The sequence below is a fragment of the Pseudomonas sp. RL_15y_Pfl2_60 genome (assembly GCF_963970595.1).
In the GTDB taxonomy this organism is placed as follows: domain Bacteria; phylum Pseudomonadota; class Gammaproteobacteria; order Pseudomonadales; family Pseudomonadaceae; genus Aquipseudomonas.
In genome coordinates this window covers 354,768-370,819 of sequence record NZ_CAXAOE010000007.1, presented here as the reverse complement: position 1 = coordinate 370,819, position 16,052 = coordinate 354,768, and the positions used below count along the sequence as shown (strand labels likewise).

Below are 16,052 nucleotides of genomic sequence, written 5' to 3'. Positions count from 1 at the left end.
TGGATTCTTACATCCCTGAGCCTGAGCGTGCTATCGACAAGCCGTTCCTGATGCCAATCGAAGACGTGTTCTCGATCTCTGGTCGCGGTACTGTTGTGACTGGTCGTGTTGAGCGTGGCATCGTTAAGGTACAGGAAGAAATTGAGATTGTTGGTATCCGTGATACCACCAAGACCATCTGTACTGGTGTTGAGATGTTCCGTAAGTTGCTCGACGAAGGTCGTGCTGGTGAGAACGTTGGCGTACTGCTGCGTGGCACCAAGCGTGATGACGTAGAGCGTGGCCAAGTACTGGCTAAGCCAGGCACCATCAAGCCGCACACCAAGTTTGAAGGCGAAGTGTACGTTCTGTCGAAAGAAGAGGGTGGTCGTCACACTCCTTTCTTCAAGGGCTACCGTCCGCAGTTCTACTTCCGTACTACGGACGTAACTGGTAACTGCGAACTGCCGGAAGGCGTTGAAATGGTAATGCCGGGCGACAACATCAAAATGGTTGTTACCCTGATTGCTCCAATCGCCATGGAAGATGGTCTGCGTTTCGCGATTCGCGAAGGCGGCCGTACCGTTGGTGCTGGTGTAGTTGCCAAGATCATCGAGTAATCGATTGATCTAGAAAAAAGCCTCCGCTTGCGGGGGCTTTTTTTATTGGGTTGACACTGGTAGGGAGCGTCTATAGAATTGCGCCTCCTTTTAACGGGCGTACTGCGTCCGTTGGGAATCGCAGCTTGGAATCTGAGGTCAAAATGCAAAACCAACAAATCCGTATTCGGTTGAAGGCTTTTGACCATCGCCTGATCGATCAATCAACCCAGGAAATCGTGGAAACCGCGAAACGTACTGGTGCTCAGGTGCGTGGTCCGATTCCATTGCCTACTCGCAAAGAGCGGTTCACAGTTCTTACTTCTCCGCACGTCAACAAAGACGCGCGCGATCAGTTTGAAATTCGAACCCACAAGCGTGTTCTGGACATTGTCCAGCCAACGGATAAAACCGTTGACGCGCTGATGAAGCTCGACCTTGCGGCTGGCGTGGAAGTGCAGATCAGCCTCGGCTAAGACTTGGGTCTTAGTCGTGTAACGCTCTGAAATGGGCGGCCATAGCGGGTGAAAGCCCCGTACACTCATGAGGTTTACAACATGACTATTGGTGTAGTCGGTCGTAAATGCGGTATGACCCGTATTTTCACCGAAGAAGGTGTCTCCATTCCGGTTACGGTCATTGAGATCGAGCCGAATCGCGTCACCCAGTTCAAAACTGAGGAGTCCGATGGCTATCGTGCAGTGCAAGTCACTGTAGGTGAGCGTCGTGCTTCGCGTGTCAGCAAGGCTCAAGCCGGTCACTTCGCTAAGGCGAACGTCGCGGCAGGTCGTGGTGTTTGGGAATTCCGTCTTGAAGAAGGCGAGTACTCAACTGGCGACTTGATCAACGCTGAAATCTTCCAAGCTGGACAGATGGTCGATGTGACCGGTCAGTCCAAGGGTAAAGGCTTTGCCGGTACCATCAAGCGTTGGAACTTCCGCGGCCAAGACAACACTCACGGTAACTCCGTGTCCCACCGCGTGCCGGGTTCTATTGGCCAGTGCCAAACCCCAGGTCGCGTATTCAAGGGCAAGAAAATGTCCGGTCACATGGGTGCTGAGCGTGTGACGGTACAGTCCCTGGAAGTTGTGCGCGTAGACGCTGAACGCAACCTGCTGTTGGTCAAAGGCGCTGTTCCAGGCGCGACCGGCGGTAACTTGGTTGTGCGTCCAGCAGCTAAGACTCGCGGTTAAGGGGAAGCTGACATGCAATTAAATGTAAATGGCGCTCAAGCGATCGAAGTTTCCGAAGCGACTTTCGGCGGCGATTACAATGAGACCCTGGTTCACCAAGCAGTTGTGGCCTACATGGCCGGCGGCCGTCAAGGCAGCAAGCAACAGAAGACTCGTTCCGATGTATCTGGCGGCGGCAAGCGTCCGTGGCGTCAGAAGGGTACTGGTCGTGCTCGTGCTGGTACCACTCGTGGTCCGATCTGGCGCGGTGGTGGTGTGACTTTCGCGGCTCGTCCGCAGAATCACGACCAAAAGCTGAACAAGAAGATGTATCGCGCTGCGATTCGTTCGATTCTTGCTGAGCTGGTTCGCACTGATCGTCTGGTTGTAGTTGAAGACTTCGCTGTTGAAGCTCCGAAAACTAAAGATCTGCTGGGCAAGCTCAATGGCATGGGTCTGACTAACGTCCTGATCGTGTCTGATGCAATTGATCAAAATCTGTACCTGGCTGCTCGTAACCTGCCGCACGTCGATGTTCGTGACGTACAGGGTTCCGATCCGGTCAGTCTGATCGCGTATGAAAAGGTACTGGTTACCGTTTCTGCCGTGAAGAAATTCGAGGAGATGCTGGGATGAACCAGGAACGCGTATTTAAAGTGCTGCTGGGTCCGCACGTCTCTGAGAAAGCCACACTACTGGCCGACAAGAAAAGCCAGTTCGTATTTAAAGTTGCGACTGACGCAACCAAGCTGGAAATCAAGAAGGCCGTCGAAAGCCTGTTCAGCGTGAAAGTTGAGCGTGTTACTACTCAGAATGTTCTGGGTAAGAGCAAGCGCACCGCTCGCGGTCTGGGCAAGCGTAACGACTGGAAGAAAGCGATCATTTCGCTTCAGCCAGGCCAAGATCTCGATTTCGCCAGCAGTGCTGAGTAAGGAAGGGGTGCATCATGGCAATCGTTAAATGCAAACCGACTTCCGCTGGCCGCCGTTTTGTGGTCAAGGTGGTCAATCAGGAGCTGCATAAAGGCGCTCCTTACGCTCCGCTGCTTGAAAAGAAGTCGAAGACTGGCGGTCGTAACAACAATGGTCGCATCACTACCCGTCATATCGGTGGTGGTCACAAGCAGCATTATCGTCTGGTCGATTTCCGTCGCAACGACAAAGATGGCATTCCAGCCACTGTCGAGCGTATTGAATACGATCCGAACCGTACCGCACACATCGCTTTGTTGATGTATGCAGACGGCGAGCGTCGCTACATCATCGCGCCTAAGGGTGTGAGTGCTGGTGACCAGCTGATTGCTGGGATCATGGCTCCGATCAAACCAGGTAACAGCCTGCAACTGCGTAACATTCCAGTTGGTAGCACTGTTCACGGTATTGAGCTGAAGCCAGGTAAAGGTGCTCAGATCGCTCGTTCCGCTGGTGCTTCGGCTCAGTTGATCGCTCGTGAAGGCGTCTATGTGACATTGCGTCTGCGTTCCGGTGAAATGCGTAAAGTTCTGGCCGAGTGCCGTGCGACTTTGGGCGAAGTTTCGAACTCCGAGCACAGCCTGCGTTCGCTAGGTAAAGCTGGTGCTAAGCGCTGGCGTGGCGTTCGCCCGACCGTTCGTGGTGTTGCCATGAACCCGGTCGACCACCCACATGGTGGTGGTGAAGGTCGTACCTCTGGTGGTCGTCATCCGGTGTCTCCATGGGGCTTCCCTACCAAGGGTGCTAAGACTCGTGGTAACAAGCGCACCGATAATATGATCGTCCGTCGTCGCAAGTAATTAGAGGGATACGACAGTGCCACGTTCTCTGAAAAAAGGTCCTTTCATCGATCTTCACCTACTGAAGAAGATTGAAGTGGCAGTTGAAAAGAATGACCGCAAGCCAGTTAAAACCTGGTCGCGCCGTTCTATGATTCTGCCGCAAATGGTCGGTCTGACCATTGCTGTGCATAACGGCCGTCAACATGTCCCAGTTCTGGTGAACGAAGACATGGTCGGTCACAAACTCGGCGAGTTTGCTGGTACCCGCACTTATCGTGGGCACGTAGCAGACAAGAAAGCCAAGCGTTAAGGGGTTAGGAAATGGAAGTAGCCGCTAAGTTGTCGGGCGCTCGAATCTCCGCCCAAAAAGCCCGCTTGGTCGCCGACCAGATCCGCGGGAAAAAGGTGGGCGAAGCGCTCAACTTGTTGGCTTTTAGCAGTAAAAAAGCCGCCGAGATCATGAAAAAAGTGCTGGAGTCGGCTGTAGCCAACGCCGAGCATAACGAAGGCGCAGACGTTGATGACTTGAAGGTCAGCACCGTTTTCGTCAACGAAGGGCGTTCGCTGAAGCGTATCATGCCGCGTGCCAAAGGCCGCGCTGATCGCATCGTCAAGCGGTCTTGCCATATCACTGTCAAGGTTGCGGACAAGTAACGGAGTCGATCAGATGGGTCAGAAAGTACATCCCATTGGCATTCGCCTGGGAATCGTCAAGGAGCACACCTCCGTCTGGTACGCAGACGGTCGGACTTATGCGGACTATTTGTTCGCTGATCTGAAAGTGCGTGAGTATCTCCAAGACAAATTAAAAAGCGCGTCCGTAAGCCGTATCGACATAGCTCGTCCGGCTCAAACTGCACGCATCACCATCCACACTGCTCGTCCAGGTATCGTTATCGGGAAGAAAGGTGAAGATGTTGAGAAGCTGCGTCAGGACCTGACCAAGCAAATGGGTGTGCCTGTGCACATCAATATCGAAGAGATCCGCAAGCCGGAGCTCGACGGTATGCTGGTTGCGCAGAGCGTAGCTCAGCAGCTGGAGCGTCGTGTGATGTTCCGTCGCGCTATGAAGCGCGCTGTACAAAACGCCATGCGTATTGGTGCCAAGGGCATCAAAATCCAAGTGAGCGGTCGTCTCGGTGGTGCTGAAATTGCACGTACCGAATGGTATCGCGAAGGTCGTGTGCCGTTGCACACCCTGCGTGCCGATATCGACTATGCCACGTACGAAGCGCACACCACTTATGGTGTGATCGGTGTCAAGGTTTGGATCTTCAAAGGCGAAGTAATTGGTGGTCGCCATGAAGAACTGAAACCACAAGCACCTGCGCCTCGTAAAAAAGCTGCTAAGTAAGGGGTACGCCAAATGTTGCAACCAAAGCGTACGAAGTTCCGTAAGCAGATGACCGGCCACAACCGTGGTCTGGCACAGCGCGGTAGCAAAGTCAGCTTCGGCGAATTCGCCTTGAAGTCTGTTGCCCGCGGTCGTCTCACCGCCCGTCAGATTGAGTCCGCTCGTCGTGCTCTGACTCGTCACGTTAAGCGTGGCGGGAAAATCTGGATTCGCGTTTTCCCGGACAAGCCGGTTACCAAGAAGCCTCTAGAAGTGCGGATGGGTAAAGGTAAGGGTGGCGTTGAGTATTGGGTAGCCCAGATTCAGCCAGGCAAAGTCCTGTATGAAATCGAAGGCGTTTCCGAAGAGTTGGCGCGTGAGGCTTTCGCCTTGGCGGCTGCAAAGCTGCCTCTCGCCACCACTTTTGTTAAGCGGACGGTGATGTGATGAAGGCGAATGAACTTCGTGAAAAATCAGCACAGCAGCTGAACGAGCAACTGCTCGGCCTGCTGCGCGACCAGTTCAATCTGCGCATGCAGAAAGCGACTGGCCAGTTGGGGCAGTCTCATCTGCTCTCGCAAGTTAAGCGCGATATCGCTCGTGTGAAGACTGTGCTCAACCAGCAGGCAGGTAAGTGATCATGGCTGAAGCCGAAAAAACAGTCCGTACGCTGACCGGCCGTGTTGTCAGCGACAAGATGGACAAGACCATCACCGTATTGATCGAGCGTCGCGTTAAGCACCCGATCTACGGCAAATACGTTAAGCGTTCGACCAAGCTGCACGCGCATGACGAAACCAATCAGTGCAACATCGGTGACAAAGTTTCGATTCGTGAAACTCGTCCCGTAGCCAAGACTAAAACTTGGGCACTGGTTGAAGTCATTGAACGCGCAGTGGAAGTCTAAGGACTAGGGGTCGGAGAAATTATATGATTCAGACTCAATCCATGCTCGACGTTGCTGACAACAGTGGCGCACGTCGCGTTATGTGTATCAAGGTGCTGGGTGGTTCACACCGCCGTTATGCTGGCATCGGTGACATCATCAAGGTAACCGTTAAGGAAGCAATTCCTCGCGGTAAAGTGAAGAAGGGCCAGGTAATGACTGCTGTTGTAGTCCGTACCCGTCACGGCGTTCGTCGCCCTGATGGCTCGATCATTCGCTTCGATGGCAACGCTGCTGTTCTGTTGAACAACAAGCAAGAGCCTATCGGTACCCGTATCTTTGGGCCCGTGACTCGCGAACTTCGTACTGAGAAGTTCATGAAGATCGTCTCGCTCGCCCCTGAAGTGCTGTAAGGAGATCCGACATGCAAAAGATTCGTCGTGACGACGAGATCATCGTGATCGCCGGCAAAGACAAAGGTAAGCGCGGTAAGGTGCTCAAGGTTCTCGCTGACGACCGTTTGGTCGTTGGTGGGATCAACCTGGTGAAGCGTCATACCAAGCCGAACCCGATGTCGGGCGTTCAAGGCGGTATCGTTGAGAAAGAAGCGCCATTGCACGCTTCTAACGTGGCCATTTTCAATAGCGAAACCAGCAAGGCAGATCGTGTTGGTTTCAAAGTTGAAGACGGTAAAAAAATTCGTGTCTTCAAGTCGACCCAAAAAGCGGTTGATGCTTGAACACTGCTAGGTAGAGACCATGGCACGACTAAAAGAGATTTATCGGAAGGAAATTGCGCCCAAGCTCCAGGAAGAACTGAAGCTTGCTAACGTGATGGAAGTTCCGCGCATTACCAAAATCACCCTTAACATGGGCCTGGGCGAAGCGATCGGTGATAAGAAAATCATCGAGCACGCAGTTGCCGACCTGGAAAAGATCACCGGTCAGAAAGTCGTTGTGACTCATGCCCGTAAGTCGATTGCAGGCTTCAAGGTTCGTGAGGGCTGGCCGATTGGCGTTAAAGTTACTCTGCGCCGTGAGCGTATGTACGAGTTCCTGGATCGTCTGCTGTCTATCTCCCTGCCGCGCGTGCGTGACTTCCGCGGCCTGAATGCCAAGTCGTTTGACGGCCGTGGCAACTACAGCATGGGTGTTAAAGAGCAGATCATTTTCCCGGAAATCGACTACGACAAAATCGATGCCCTCCGCGGTCTGGACATTACCCTGACCACCACTGCTCGGACGGATGATGAAGGTCGCGCATTGCTGCGTGCTTTCAAATTCCCGTTCCGCAACTGATAGGAGCTGGATCATGGCCAAAATGAGCATGAGAAACCGCGAGCTGAAGCGTCAGCAAACGGTTGCCAAGTACGCCAAGAAGCGTGCTGAGCTGAAAGCCATCATCGTGGATCAGGAAGCAACTCCTGAAGCGCGTTGGGAAGCGACAGTAGCACTGCAGAAGCAGCCACGTGACGCAAGCGCCTCGCGCATGCGTAACCGCTGCCGCATTACCGGTCGTCCGCACGGCGTTTATCGCAAGTTCGGTCTGTCGCGTATCAAGCTGCGTGAAGCTGCTATGCGCGGTGACGTTCCAGGTCTGGTTAAAGCCAGCTGGTAAGTCACTGTTAGCGAGTCTCCTGTTTCGCTCGGTTTACCGGGTGAAGCAGGTGAATATCGCAAGCAATTTGAATCAAGCCCCTTTTGGGGCTTGATTCATTTTTGATCAGTCACTAGAATGTTCGGCTCGCCTGAGCCTGGGTTCGCCCAAAGGTGTCTGGTGACTCTAGCCGTAAGGCTAATTCTTTTTGTATCAGGAGCGTCTAGCCCATGAGTATGCAGGACCCGTTAGCGGACATGCTAACTCGTATCCGTAATGCCCAGATGGCTGAAAAGTCCGTCGTAAGCATGCCATCTTCTACTTTGAAGGTAGCCGTAGCCAAAGTTCTCAAGGACGAAGGTTATGTTGCGGATTATCAGATCAGCGGTGAAGCAAAACCGCAGCTGTCCATCGAGCTGAAATATTTCGAAGGCCGTCCGGTCATCGAAGAAGTAAAACGCGTTAGCCGTCCAGGCCTCCGCCAATACAAAGCTGTCGAAGATCTGCCGAAAGTTCGTGGCGGTCTTGGCGTGTCTATCGTCTCCACCAACAAAGGTGTGATGACGGATCGTGCTGCGCGCGCTGCCGGTGTCGGTGGTGAAGTGCTTTGTACTGTGTTCTAGGGGGAGATAAGCATGTCTCGCGTTGCTAAAAACCCCGTCAAGCTGCCATCTGGTGTAGAGATCAAACTCGCCGGTCAGCAGCTTTCGGTGAAAGGTGCCAAGGGCACTTTGGAACTGAACGTTCACTCGTCCGTTGAAGTGGTCCAGGATTCCGGTGAGCTGCGTTTCGCTGCTCGCAACGGTGATCAGCAGACTCGCGCAATGGCCGGTACCACTCGTGCGTTGGTTAACAACATGGTAATCGGCGTCAGCGAAGGCTTCGAGCGCAAGCTCCAGTTGGTAGGTGTTGGTTATAAAGCACAGGCTAAAGGTCAGGTTCTGTCCTTGGCACTGGGCTTCTCCCACCCAATCGACTACGAATTGCCGCAAGGCGTTACCGCCGAAACCCCTAGCCAGACCGACATCCTGATCAAGGGCGTCGACAAACAACTGGTTGGTCAGGTAGCTGCGGAGATTCGTGACTTCCGTCGTCCTGAACCTTACAAGGGCAAAGGTGTTCGTTACGCTGACGAAGTCGTCCGCCGTAAAGAAGCCAAGAAGAAGTAGGGCTAGCAAATGACCGACAAAAAAGTTACTCGACTGCGTCGCGCTCGCAAAGCACGTCTGAAAATGCACGAACTCGAAGTCGTGCGTCTCTGCGTGTATCGTTCGTCGCAGCACATCTACGCCCAGGTCATCTCGGCCGACGGCAGCAAGGTTTTGGCCACCGCGTCGACCTTGGACAAAGCACTGCGTGATAGCGCCACTGGCAATATCGACGCAGCCAAGAAAGTTGGCGAGCTGGTTGCTGAGCGTGCGAAAGCCGCTGGTGTAACTCAGGTTGCATTCGACCGTTCTGGCTTCAAGTACCACGGCCGCGTTAAGGCGCTGGCTGATGCTGCTCGTGAAGGCGGGCTGGAGTTCTAAGTTATGTCAAATAACGACCAAAAGCGCGACGAAGGCTACATCGAGAAATTGGTGCAGGTTAACCGTGTTGCTAAAACCGTAAAAGGTGGCCGTATCTTCACTTTCACTGCGTTGACCGTGGTTGGTGATGGTAAGGGTCGCGTTGGTTTCGGCCGCGGCAAATCCCGCGAAGTGCCAGCTGCTATCCAAAAAGCGATGGAAGCTGCACGTCGTAACATGATCACAGTTGATCTGAACGGCACTACTCTGCAATACGCAATGAAGTCTGCTCATGGCGCCTCCAAGGTGTACATGCAGCCTGCTTCGGAAGGTACCGGTATTATTGCTGGTGGCGCGATGCGTGCTGTTCTGGAAGTAGCTGGTGTTCACAACGTACTGGCTAAGTGCTACGGCTCTACCAACCCTGTGAACGTGGTTCATGCCACATTCAAAGGCTTGAAAGCTATGCAGTCTCCGGACTCCGTTGCGGCTAAGCGTGGCAAGAGCGTCGAGGAGATTCTCTAATCATGGCTAATACCGTAAAAGTCACGCTGATCAAAAGCGTGAACGGCCGTCTGGCTAATCACAAAGCTTGCGTCAAGGGTCTCGGCCTGCGTCGTATCAATCACACCGTTGAAGTTCTGGATACTCCAGAAAATCGCGGCATGATGAACAAAGCTTATTACCTTCTCCGCGTGGAGGGTTAACGCATGTTCCTGAATGATTTGAGTCCTGCGCCGGGTTCCCGTCGCGAGAAGCACCGTCCGGGTCGTGGTATCGGTAGTGGTTTGGGTAAGACTGGTGGCCGTGGTCACAAAGGTCAAACCTCCCGTTCCGGTGGTTCCATTGCTCCAGGTTTTGAAGGCGGCCAGCAGCCTCTGCACCGTCGTCTCCCTAAATTCGGCTTCGTCTCTCTGAAGGCTATGGATCGCGCAGAAGTGCGTACTTCCGAGCTGAACAAGATCGAAGGTGATGTAGTTACTCTGCAGGCGCTGAAGGATGCTGACCTGATTAATCAAAACGTACAGCGTGTAAAAGTCATGCTGTCCGGCGAGATTACTCGTGCAGTTACCCTTAAAGGTATCGCCGCCACTAAAGGTGCGCGCGCGGCTATCGAAGCAGCTGGCGGTAAGTTCGAGGAATAAATGGCTAAGCAAGGTGCTCTCTCAGCGCTAGGCAATGGCGGGTTATCCGAGCTCTGGGCTCGTCTGCGCTTTCTGTTCATGGCGATTATCGTCTACCGGATTGGCGCACACATCCCTGTGCCTGGAATCAACCCTGATAGACTGGCGGATCTGTTTCGACAGAATGAGGGGACCATTCTTAGCTTGTTCAACATGTTTTCCGGTGGTGCGCTGGAGCGCATGAGCATCTTTGCATTGGGGATCATGCCGTACATTTCGGCGTCGATCATCATGCAGCTCATGTCTGCTGTCAGCCCACAACTGGAGCAGTTGAAGAAGGAAGGTGAATCTGGCCGTCGCAAGATTAGCCAGTACACCCGCTACGGCACTCTCGTCCTGGCATTCGTCCAAGCTATCGGCATGTCCGTTGGTTTAGCGAGCCAGGGCGTCGCGTTTGCAGTTGATTTCAGCTTCTACTTTGTCGCAGTCACTACGTTCGTTGCTGGTGCAATGTTCATGATGTGGCTCGGCGAGCAAATCACTGAGCGTGGTGTTGGCAACGGTATTTCGATGCTGATTTTTGCGGGCATCGTAGCCGGTCTGCCGCGGGCGATTGGGCAGTCTTTCGAGTCTGCTCGTCAGGGTGATATCAATATCTTCGCCCTTGTCGCCATCGGTTTGCTGGCAGTAGCGATCATTGGTTTTGTGGTGTTCATTGAGCGTGGGCAGCGTCGCATTGCGGTGCATTACGCCAAGCGTCAGCAGGGCCGCAAGGTTTTCGCTGCGCAGACTAGCCACTTGCCACTGAAGGTGAACATGGCGGGGGTTATCCCGGCTATCTTCGCTAGCAGCCTTCTGTTGTTCCCGGCATCGCTGGGGTCTTGGTTTGGTCAGTCTGAAGGTTTGGGCTGGCTTCAAGATATCTCACAGGCTATCGCTCCTGGTCAGCCGTTGAACATTTTGCTGTTTAGTGCAGGGATTATTTTCTTCTGCTTCTTCTATACAGCGCTGATGTTCAATCCGAAAGACGTAGCGGAAAACCTGAAGAAGTCTGGTGCCTTTATTCCAGGCATCCGTCCAGGCGAGCAGTCGGCACGTTATATCGATAGCGTATTGACTCGTTTGACTTTGTTCGGAGCCATGTACATGACGGCCGTATGTTTGTTGCCCCAGTTTCTGGTGGTTGCAGCCAACGTTCCGTTCTATCTCGGCGGGACCTCGTTGCTGATTGTGGTTGTGGTTGTAATGGACTTCATGTCCCAAGTACAATCGCACCTCGTTTCGAACCAGTACGAATCCCTGATGAAGAAAGCCAACCTGAAGGGCTACGGCAGCGGCATGATGCGCTGAAGTGTCCATAAGGTTCGAGGAGTTGGTGATGAAAGTTCGTGCATCAGTGAAAAAGCTGTGCCGTAACTGCAAAATTATTCGTCGCGAAGGTGTCGTGCGAGTGATCTGCAGCGCGGAACCGCGTCACAAACAGCGCCAAGGCTGAGAGTGATAGTAGCGATATAAGCCCGACAGCTAGTGCGCTGTCGGGTTGATTATTTGTTTTTACAGCGTTAAGATCTTGCGCCCCATTTCTTGGCTTCCGGGGCGTGGGTTGCTGTCAATTGGAGTTACACTGAATGGCCCGTATTGCAGGCGTTAACATTCCGGATAACAAACACACTGTTATCTCGCTGACCTACATCTTTGGTGTCGGTCGCACAACTGCACAGAAAATCTGTGCTGCTACTGGTGTAAACCCAGCAGCTAAAATCAAAGATCTCTCTGACGAGCAGATCGAGCAGCTGCGTGGTGAAGTCGCCAAGGTTAACACCGAGGGTGATCTGCGCCGCGAAGTTAACATGAAAATCAAACGCTTGATGGACCTGGGCTGCTATCGCGGTCTGCGCCATCGTCGCGGCCTTCCGGTCCGCGGTCAGCGTACCAAGACCAACGCGCGTACCCGTAAGGGCCCGCGTAAGCCGATCCGCAAGTAATTGCGCCCGCGAATCGACAGGAAATAAGTCATGGCTAAGCCTGCTGCTCGTACTCGTAAGAAAGTCAAAAAGACAGTTGTGGATGGCATCGCCCATATCCACGCTTCTTTCAACAACACTATCGTGACCATTACTGACCGTCAGGGCAATGCTCTGTCTTGGGCTACCTCCGGTGGTTCAGGTTTCCGCGGCTCACGTAAGAGCACCCCGTTTGCTGCCCAGGTGGCTGCAGAGCGTGCTGGTCAAGCTGCGCTGGAATACGGCCTGAAAAACCTTGACGTTAACGTCAAAGGCCCAGGTCCCGGCCGTGAGTCCGCTGTCCGTGCATTAAACGGCTGCGGTTACAAGATCGCCAGCATCACCGATGTGACGCCCATCCCGCATAACGGATGCCGTCCTTCGAAGAAGCGTCGCGTGTAATCAGGAGACAGTGAGATATGGCTCGTTACATTGGTCCCAAGTGCAAACTGTCTCGTCGTGAAGGCACAGATCTTTTCCTGAAAAGTGGCGTACGCGCCCTGGAATCGAAGTGCAACATCGAAGCAGCCCCAGGTATCCACGGCCAGCGCCGTAGCCGTCAGTCTGACTACGGCACTCAGCTGCGTGAGAAACAAAAAGTTCGTCGCATCTATGGCGTTCTTGAGCGTCAGTTCAGCGGTTATTACAAAGAAGCAGCCGGCAAGAAAGGCGCTACTGGTGAGAACCTTCTGCAACTGCTCGAGTGCCGTCTGGACAACGTAGTTTACCGTATGGGCTACGGCGCAACCCGCGCTGAATCCCGTCAGTTGGTTTCGCACAAAGCGATCTCCATCAACGGCAAAACTGTAAACGTCCCGTCTTACCAGGTTAAAGCTGGTGACGTAGTTGCAGTACGCGAGAAATCGAAGAATCAGCTGCGCATTGCTCAGGCTCTTGAGCTGTGTGCCCAGCGCGGCCGCGTTGAATGGGTAGAAGTTGACACTGAAAAGAAATCGGGCGTTTTCAAAGCCGTCCCAGTTCGCAGTGACCTCTCCGCCGACATCAACGAAAGCCTGATTGTCGAGCTCTACTCCAAGTAAGGGCTAGAAAAAAGGGTGCATCCATGCAGATTTCGGTAAATGAGTTCCTGACCCCCCGCCATATTGATGTGCAGGTGGTTAGTCCGACCCGCGCCAAGATCACTCTCGAGCCTCTCGAGCGTGGTTTCGGCCATACCCTGGGCAACGCGCTGCGTCGCATCTTGTTGTCCTCCATGCCTGGCTGTGCAGTAGTCGAGGCCGAGATTGACGGTGTGCTCCATGAGTACAGCGCAATCGAAGGTGTTCAGGAAGACGTTATTGAAATCCTGCTCAACCTTAAAGGTCTGGCTGTCAAACTGCACGGTCGTGACGAAGTGACACTGACTCTGGCGAAGAAGGGCTCGGGCGTAGTTACCGCTGCCGATATTCAGCTGGATCATGATGTTGAAATCGTCAATGGCGACCACGTAATTGCCAACATGGCTTCTACTGGCGCGTTGAACATGAAGCTCACTGTAGCTCGTGGTCGCGGCTATGAGCCAGCTGACTCCCGTCAGAGCGATGAAGATGAAAGCCGCAGCATTGGTCGCTTGCAGCTGGATTCATCGTTCAGCCCGGTGCGTCGTGTTTCTTACGTGGTGGAAAATGCTCGTGTTGAGCAGCGCACCAACTTGGACAAACTGGTTATCGACCTGGAGACCAACGGTACTCTGGATCCTGAAGAGGCAATTCGTCGTGCCGCTACCATTCTGCAACAGCAGTTGGCAGCGTTCGTCGACCTCAAAGGTGACAGCGAACCTGTTGTGATCGAGCAAGAAGACGAGATCGATCCGATCCTGCTTCGCCCGGTTGATGATCTGGAACTGACCGTTCGTTCGGCAAACTGCCTCAAAGCAGAAAACATTTACTACATCGGCGACCTGATTCAGCGTACCGAAGTAGAACTGTTGAAAACGCCGAACTTGGGCAAGAAATCCCTGACTGAAATCAAGGATGTTCTGGCTTCTCGCGGTCTGTCCCTCGGTATGCGCCTCGACAACTGGCCGCCGGCAAGTCTGAAGAAAGACGATAAGGCTACTGCCTAATCGTCATCATCACCGAACGAGAGTTTGGTAAGGAATTGAACCATGCGTCATCGTAAAAGTGGCCGTCACCTCAGCCGCACAAGCGCTCACCGCAAGGCCATGTTTCAAAACATGGCGGTATCGCTGTTCGAGCACGAGCTGATCAAAACTACTCTTCCGAAAGCAAAAGAGCTGCGTCGCGTTGCCGAGCCGCTGATCACTTTGGCTAAAGAAGATAGCGTTGCTAACCGCCGTTTGGCATTCGACCGTACTCGTTCGAAAGCTATCGTTGGTAAGTTGTTCAACGACCTGGGCAAGCGTTATGCCACCCGTCAGGGCGGTTATCTGCGTATCCTCAAGTGCGGTTTCCGCGCTGGTGACAACGCTCCTATGGCTTATGTTGAGCTGGTTGACCGTCCGGTCGGCGGCACAGTAGAAGCTGCAGAGTAAGTTGTAGGTTGTAGAAAAAACCGGGCCTAGCCCGGTTTTTTTGTGTATCAAGTGGCCAGTATTCCGAACGTCGTGTTTGATATTGTGTGCAGGCTTCGCCTCAGGTAATGTTCTTGGAACTCTGATTCCTTATAAGAACAAGCATATGTCTGAACCTACTGCTCTGAGCTTAATCCCTCCTGTTGTTGTTCTCGTACTCGCCGTTTGGCTGCGTCGTCCCATTCTTGCTTTAGTGCTTGGCGCTATTTCCGGTTTGTTGATGATTTCACCAGCCAGTGCGCTTCACAGCTTTTCCGATATATCGCTCAAGGTCATGCAGGATGAAACCATTGGCTGGTTGATTCTGGTCTGTGGCAGCTTTGGTGCGCTTATTGCTCTGCTGGTTCGTACGGGGGGCGCACAAGCCTTTGGTCGCGCCTCGATCAAGCTGGCCAAGGGGCGGCGCTCATCGTTGCTGATGACTTGTGTACTGGGATTGGTCATATTCATTGATGACTATCTCAATGCGCTGACCGTGGGTGAAACCATGAAGCGCGTGACGGATCGCTTCAAGGTCTCCCGCGAGATGCTCGCCTACATCGTCGACTCCACTGCTGCGCCTGTCTGCGTGCTTGTGCCGTTGTCGACCTGGGCAGTGTTCTTCGGCGGCTTGCTTGAGAACAATGGGATTGCTGAGAGTGGGCAAGGCATCAGTGTCTATATGAGCGCCATTCCCTACATGTTCTATGCCTGGTTGTCGGTTGCCCTTGTGCTGCTGGTTGCTGCTGGCGTTGTTCCTGCCATCGGCCCTATGCGTAAGGCTGAAATGCTCGCCCAGCACGGCTCGGCTGGAGCCATGCACGTCAGTGAGTTCAGTCCTGAGCACAACTATGCAATGAAGGCGGCTGAGGCTGAGCACAAAAGCGCCGAGGAAGTAGATGGCAAGCTATATAACTTCCTGGTGCCGTTGCTATTGCTGGTTGGCTTTACCCTGTATTTCGATATTGATGTATGGATGGGCATGCTCGCGACCATGGCGTTGGTCGTTCCCTTCTATTTGGTTCAAGGCCTAATGCCCTTGGCTGAAATGCTTGAGCAGATGATGGATGGTTTTAAAACGATGTTGCCGGCTATCGGCACTGTTATTGCTGCCTTTATTTTCAAAGAAGTCTGTGATCAGTTGCAGTTATCGTTATTTGTCGTGGAGTCGCTCAAGCCCTTTATGACTGCGCAGTTATTGCCTGCCATGGTGTTCCTGAGCATGGCTGTGCTGGCGTTTGCTACAGGCTCATCCTGGGGGATTTTCGCCGTGACTATCCCAATCGTGATGCCTTTGGCCTATGCGCTCGACGCCAATATCCCCCTGGTCATTGGAGCGCTGATGTCGGCTTCGGCCTTTGGCAGCCAGGCGTGCTTCTACAGCGACTCAACTGTTCTGGCGGCGCAGGGGTCAGGTTGCAACTTGATCAGCCATGCAATTACGCAGTTGCCTTATGCGTTAATCGCAGCAGGTCTGACCTTTGTTGGCTTTATCCTGATTGCCTAAGAGTTTTTGACTATCAGGACGGTTTGCTCAATACATTGGCTCTCTTTTCTCCTCGAGATTAACCTTGATCCAACGCTGGC

30 protein-coding genes are annotated in these 16,052 nt (G+C 53.3%); all 30 read left to right on the top strand.

The window, feature by feature from the left end:
- On the top strand, positions 1 to 599 hold a 599-nt coding region (locus tag AACY26_RS20090), incomplete at its 5' end, for an EF-Tu C-terminal domain-related protein (RefSeq protein WP_339516634.1).
- Positions 600 to 742: 143 nt separating this feature from the next.
- Positions 743 to 1,054, top strand: a complete 312-nt coding sequence (gene rpsJ / locus AACY26_RS20085; RefSeq protein ID WP_010486970.1) for a 30S ribosomal protein S10 — start codon at positions 743 to 745, stop codon at positions 1,052 to 1,054.
- 81 nt (positions 1,055 to 1,135) lie between these two features.
- Positions 1,136 to 1,771 carry a 50S ribosomal protein L3 gene (gene rplC / locus AACY26_RS20080; protein ID WP_089360594.1) on the top strand — a complete coding sequence of 212 codons (636 nt, stop codon included), beginning with the start codon at positions 1,136 to 1,138 and terminating at the stop codon, positions 1,769 to 1,771.
- Positions 1,772 to 1,783: 12 nt separating this feature from the next.
- Positions 1,784 to 2,386 carry a 50S ribosomal protein L4 gene (gene rplD, locus AACY26_RS20075; protein ID WP_087515485.1) on the top strand — a complete coding sequence of 201 codons (603 nt, stop codon included), beginning with the start codon at positions 1,784 to 1,786 and terminating at the stop codon, positions 2,384 to 2,386.
- On the top strand, positions 2,383 to 2,682 hold the full coding sequence (rplW, locus tag AACY26_RS20070; protein WP_172149919.1) for a 50S ribosomal protein L23: 300 nt from the start codon (positions 2,383 to 2,385) through the stop codon (positions 2,680 to 2,682). The genes rplD and rplW overlap by 4 nt, the downstream gene beginning before the upstream one ends.
- A 14-nt stretch (positions 2,683 to 2,696) precedes the next feature.
- Positions 2,697 to 3,521 carry a 50S ribosomal protein L2 gene (gene rplB, locus AACY26_RS20065; RefSeq protein WP_010486979.1) on the top strand — a complete coding sequence of 275 codons (825 nt, stop codon included), beginning with the start codon at positions 2,697 to 2,699 and terminating at the stop codon, positions 3,519 to 3,521.
- A 16-nt stretch (positions 3,522 to 3,537) separates the two neighbouring features.
- Positions 3,538 to 3,813: a 30S ribosomal protein S19 gene (gene rpsS / locus AACY26_RS20060; protein ID WP_010486981.1), complete on the top strand. Its 276-nt coding sequence runs from the start codon at positions 3,538 to 3,540 to the stop codon at positions 3,811 to 3,813.
- Between the two features lie 11 nt (positions 3,814 to 3,824).
- Complete coding sequence (rplV, locus tag AACY26_RS20055) at positions 3,825 to 4,157, top strand: 50S ribosomal protein L22 (protein WP_003103908.1); 333 nt, start codon at positions 3,825 to 3,827, stop codon at positions 4,155 to 4,157.
- Positions 4,158 to 4,170: 13 nt separating this feature from the next.
- The gene (gene rpsC / locus AACY26_RS20050; protein WP_010486985.1) at positions 4,171 to 4,857 is read left to right on the top strand and encodes a 30S ribosomal protein S3; all 687 of its coding nucleotides are present in this window, start codon (positions 4,171 to 4,173) and stop codon (positions 4,855 to 4,857) included.
- A 12-nt stretch (positions 4,858 to 4,869) separates the two neighbouring features.
- Positions 4,870 to 5,283: a 50S ribosomal protein L16 gene (gene rplP / locus AACY26_RS20045; RefSeq protein WP_003243901.1), complete on the top strand. Its 414-nt coding sequence runs from the start codon at positions 4,870 to 4,872 to the stop codon at positions 5,281 to 5,283.
- Complete coding sequence (gene rpmC / locus AACY26_RS20040; RefSeq protein WP_002555481.1) at positions 5,283 to 5,474, top strand: 50S ribosomal protein L29; 192 nt, start codon at positions 5,283 to 5,285, stop codon at positions 5,472 to 5,474. The genes rplP and rpmC overlap by 1 nt, the downstream gene beginning before the upstream one ends.
- A gap of 2 nt (positions 5,475 to 5,476) precedes the next feature.
- A complete protein-coding gene (rpsQ, locus tag AACY26_RS20035; protein WP_010486991.1) occupies positions 5,477 to 5,743 on the top strand; it encodes a 30S ribosomal protein S17 in 267 nt (88 codons plus the stop codon).
- A 23-nt stretch (positions 5,744 to 5,766) separates the two neighbouring features.
- Positions 5,767 to 6,135 (top strand): 50S ribosomal protein L14, encoded by a 369-nt coding sequence (gene rplN / locus AACY26_RS20030; protein ID WP_003281831.1) that lies wholly within the window; start codon positions 5,767 to 5,769, stop codon positions 6,133 to 6,135.
- Between the two features lie 11 nt (positions 6,136 to 6,146).
- The gene (rplX, locus tag AACY26_RS20025) at positions 6,147 to 6,461 is read left to right on the top strand and encodes a 50S ribosomal protein L24 (protein ID WP_010486994.1); all 315 of its coding nucleotides are present in this window, start codon (positions 6,147 to 6,149) and stop codon (positions 6,459 to 6,461) included.
- A gap of 19 nt (positions 6,462 to 6,480) precedes the next feature.
- Positions 6,481 to 7,020 (top strand): 50S ribosomal protein L5, encoded by a 540-nt coding sequence (rplE, locus tag AACY26_RS20020; protein WP_087515487.1) that lies wholly within the window; start codon positions 6,481 to 6,483, stop codon positions 7,018 to 7,020.
- Positions 7,021 to 7,033: 13 nt separating this feature from the next.
- A complete protein-coding gene (gene rpsN / locus AACY26_RS20015; protein WP_010486998.1) occupies positions 7,034 to 7,339 on the top strand; it encodes a 30S ribosomal protein S14 in 306 nt (101 codons plus the stop codon).
- Positions 7,340 to 7,548: 209 nt separating this feature from the next.
- Entirely contained in the window at positions 7,549 to 7,941 is a 393-nt protein-coding gene (rpsH, locus tag AACY26_RS20010) for a 30S ribosomal protein S8 (RefSeq protein WP_010486999.1), read from the top strand.
- 12 nt (positions 7,942 to 7,953) lie between these two features.
- Positions 7,954 to 8,487 (top strand): 50S ribosomal protein L6, encoded by a 534-nt coding sequence (gene rplF / locus AACY26_RS20005; RefSeq protein ID WP_010487001.1) that lies wholly within the window; start codon positions 7,954 to 7,956, stop codon positions 8,485 to 8,487.
- Between the two features lie 9 nt (positions 8,488 to 8,496).
- Positions 8,497 to 8,847 (top strand): 50S ribosomal protein L18, encoded by a 351-nt coding sequence (gene rplR / locus AACY26_RS20000; protein WP_010487002.1) that lies wholly within the window; start codon positions 8,497 to 8,499, stop codon positions 8,845 to 8,847.
- 3 nt (positions 8,848 to 8,850) lie between these two features.
- Positions 8,851 to 9,351 (top strand): 30S ribosomal protein S5, encoded by a 501-nt coding sequence (gene rpsE / locus AACY26_RS19995; protein WP_010487004.1) that lies wholly within the window; start codon positions 8,851 to 8,853, stop codon positions 9,349 to 9,351.
- A 2-nt stretch (positions 9,352 to 9,353) separates the two neighbouring features.
- The gene (rpmD, locus tag AACY26_RS19990; protein WP_010487007.1) at positions 9,354 to 9,533 is read left to right on the top strand and encodes a 50S ribosomal protein L30; all 180 of its coding nucleotides are present in this window, start codon (positions 9,354 to 9,356) and stop codon (positions 9,531 to 9,533) included.
- A 3-nt stretch (positions 9,534 to 9,536) separates the two neighbouring features.
- On the top strand, positions 9,537 to 9,971 hold the full coding sequence (rplO, locus tag AACY26_RS19985) for a 50S ribosomal protein L15 (RefSeq protein ID WP_010487008.1): 435 nt from the start codon (positions 9,537 to 9,539) through the stop codon (positions 9,969 to 9,971).
- Positions 9,972 to 11,300 (top strand): preprotein translocase subunit SecY, encoded by a 1,329-nt coding sequence (gene secY, locus AACY26_RS19980; protein ID WP_087515490.1) that lies wholly within the window; start codon positions 9,972 to 9,974, stop codon positions 11,298 to 11,300.
- Between the two features lie 28 nt (positions 11,301 to 11,328).
- Positions 11,329 to 11,445, top strand: coding sequence for a 50S ribosomal protein L36 (rpmJ, locus tag AACY26_RS19975; protein ID WP_002555468.1), 117 nt, complete (start codon positions 11,329 to 11,331; stop codon positions 11,443 to 11,445).
- 133 nt (positions 11,446 to 11,578) lie between these two features.
- Positions 11,579 to 11,935, top strand: a complete 357-nt coding sequence (gene rpsM, locus AACY26_RS19970; protein ID WP_010487012.1) for a 30S ribosomal protein S13 — start codon at positions 11,579 to 11,581, stop codon at positions 11,933 to 11,935.
- A gap of 30 nt (positions 11,936 to 11,965) precedes the next feature.
- On the top strand, positions 11,966 to 12,355 hold the full coding sequence (gene rpsK, locus AACY26_RS19965) for a 30S ribosomal protein S11 (protein ID WP_013789773.1): 390 nt from the start codon (positions 11,966 to 11,968) through the stop codon (positions 12,353 to 12,355).
- Positions 12,356 to 12,372: 17 nt separating this feature from the next.
- Complete coding sequence (gene rpsD, locus AACY26_RS19960) at positions 12,373 to 12,993, top strand: 30S ribosomal protein S4 (RefSeq protein WP_087515491.1); 621 nt, start codon at positions 12,373 to 12,375, stop codon at positions 12,991 to 12,993.
- A gap of 23 nt (positions 12,994 to 13,016) precedes the next feature.
- Positions 13,017 to 14,018 (top strand): DNA-directed RNA polymerase subunit alpha, encoded by a 1,002-nt coding sequence (locus tag AACY26_RS19955; protein WP_087515492.1) that lies wholly within the window; start codon positions 13,017 to 13,019, stop codon positions 14,016 to 14,018.
- A 42-nt stretch (positions 14,019 to 14,060) separates the two neighbouring features.
- The gene (gene rplQ / locus AACY26_RS19950; protein ID WP_010487018.1) at positions 14,061 to 14,447 is read left to right on the top strand and encodes a 50S ribosomal protein L17; all 387 of its coding nucleotides are present in this window, start codon (positions 14,061 to 14,063) and stop codon (positions 14,445 to 14,447) included.
- A gap of 145 nt (positions 14,448 to 14,592) precedes the next feature.
- A complete protein-coding gene (locus AACY26_RS19945) occupies positions 14,593 to 15,972 on the top strand; it encodes a Na+/H+ antiporter NhaC family protein (protein WP_339516624.1) in 1,380 nt (459 codons plus the stop codon).
- Positions 15,973 to 16,052 lie beyond the last annotated feature (80 nt).

Coding starts and splice junctions, on each gene's coding strand:
- rpsN (WP_010486998.1), top strand. CDS start 7,034: ATGGCCAAAATGAGCATGAGAAACCGCGAGCTGAAGCGTCAGCAAACG.
- AACY26_RS19945 (WP_339516624.1), top strand. CDS start 14,593: ATGTCTGAACCTACTGCTCTGAGCTTAATCCCTCCTGTTGTTGTTCTC.
- rplO (WP_010487008.1), top strand. CDS start 9,537: ATGTTCCTGAATGATTTGAGTCCTGCGCCGGGTTCCCGTCGCGAGAAG.
- rpmC (WP_002555481.1), top strand. CDS start 5,283: ATGAAGGCGAATGAACTTCGTGAAAAATCAGCACAGCAGCTGAACGAG.
- rplD (WP_087515485.1), top strand. CDS start 1,784: ATGCAATTAAATGTAAATGGCGCTCAAGCGATCGAAGTTTCCGAAGCG.
- rpmD (WP_010487007.1), top strand. CDS start 9,354: ATGGCTAATACCGTAAAAGTCACGCTGATCAAAAGCGTGAACGGCCGT.
- rplB (WP_010486979.1), top strand. CDS start 2,697: ATGGCAATCGTTAAATGCAAACCGACTTCCGCTGGCCGCCGTTTTGTG.
- rpsH (WP_010486999.1), top strand. CDS start 7,549: ATGAGTATGCAGGACCCGTTAGCGGACATGCTAACTCGTATCCGTAAT.
- rplQ (WP_010487018.1), top strand. CDS start 14,061: ATGCGTCATCGTAAAAGTGGCCGTCACCTCAGCCGCACAAGCGCTCAC.
- rpmJ (WP_002555468.1), top strand. CDS start 11,329: ATGAAAGTTCGTGCATCAGTGAAAAAGCTGTGCCGTAACTGCAAAATT.
- rpsE (WP_010487004.1), top strand. CDS start 8,851: ATGTCAAATAACGACCAAAAGCGCGACGAAGGCTACATCGAGAAATTG.
- rplX (WP_010486994.1), top strand. CDS start 6,147: ATGCAAAAGATTCGTCGTGACGACGAGATCATCGTGATCGCCGGCAAA.
- secY (WP_087515490.1), top strand. CDS start 9,972: ATGGCTAAGCAAGGTGCTCTCTCAGCGCTAGGCAATGGCGGGTTATCC.
- rpsJ (WP_010486970.1), top strand. CDS start 743: ATGCAAAACCAACAAATCCGTATTCGGTTGAAGGCTTTTGACCATCGC.
- rpsC (WP_010486985.1), top strand. CDS start 4,171: ATGGGTCAGAAAGTACATCCCATTGGCATTCGCCTGGGAATCGTCAAG.
- rpsD (WP_087515491.1), top strand. CDS start 12,373: ATGGCTCGTTACATTGGTCCCAAGTGCAAACTGTCTCGTCGTGAAGGC.
- rplP (WP_003243901.1), top strand. CDS start 4,870: ATGTTGCAACCAAAGCGTACGAAGTTCCGTAAGCAGATGACCGGCCAC.
- rplC (WP_089360594.1), top strand. CDS start 1,136: ATGACTATTGGTGTAGTCGGTCGTAAATGCGGTATGACCCGTATTTTC.
- rplW (WP_172149919.1), top strand. CDS start 2,383: ATGAACCAGGAACGCGTATTTAAAGTGCTGCTGGGTCCGCACGTCTCT.
- rplF (WP_010487001.1), top strand. CDS start 7,954: ATGTCTCGCGTTGCTAAAAACCCCGTCAAGCTGCCATCTGGTGTAGAG.
- AACY26_RS19955 (WP_087515492.1), top strand. CDS start 13,017: ATGCAGATTTCGGTAAATGAGTTCCTGACCCCCCGCCATATTGATGTG.
- rpsK (WP_013789773.1), top strand. CDS start 11,966: ATGGCTAAGCCTGCTGCTCGTACTCGTAAGAAAGTCAAAAAGACAGTT.
- rplE (WP_087515487.1), top strand. CDS start 6,481: ATGGCACGACTAAAAGAGATTTATCGGAAGGAAATTGCGCCCAAGCTC.
- rplN (WP_003281831.1), top strand. CDS start 5,767: ATGATTCAGACTCAATCCATGCTCGACGTTGCTGACAACAGTGGCGCA.
- rpsM (WP_010487012.1), top strand. CDS start 11,579: ATGGCCCGTATTGCAGGCGTTAACATTCCGGATAACAAACACACTGTT.
- rpsQ (WP_010486991.1), top strand. CDS start 5,477: ATGGCTGAAGCCGAAAAAACAGTCCGTACGCTGACCGGCCGTGTTGTC.
- rplR (WP_010487002.1), top strand. CDS start 8,497: ATGACCGACAAAAAAGTTACTCGACTGCGTCGCGCTCGCAAAGCACGT.
- rplV (WP_003103908.1), top strand. CDS start 3,825: ATGGAAGTAGCCGCTAAGTTGTCGGGCGCTCGAATCTCCGCCCAAAAA.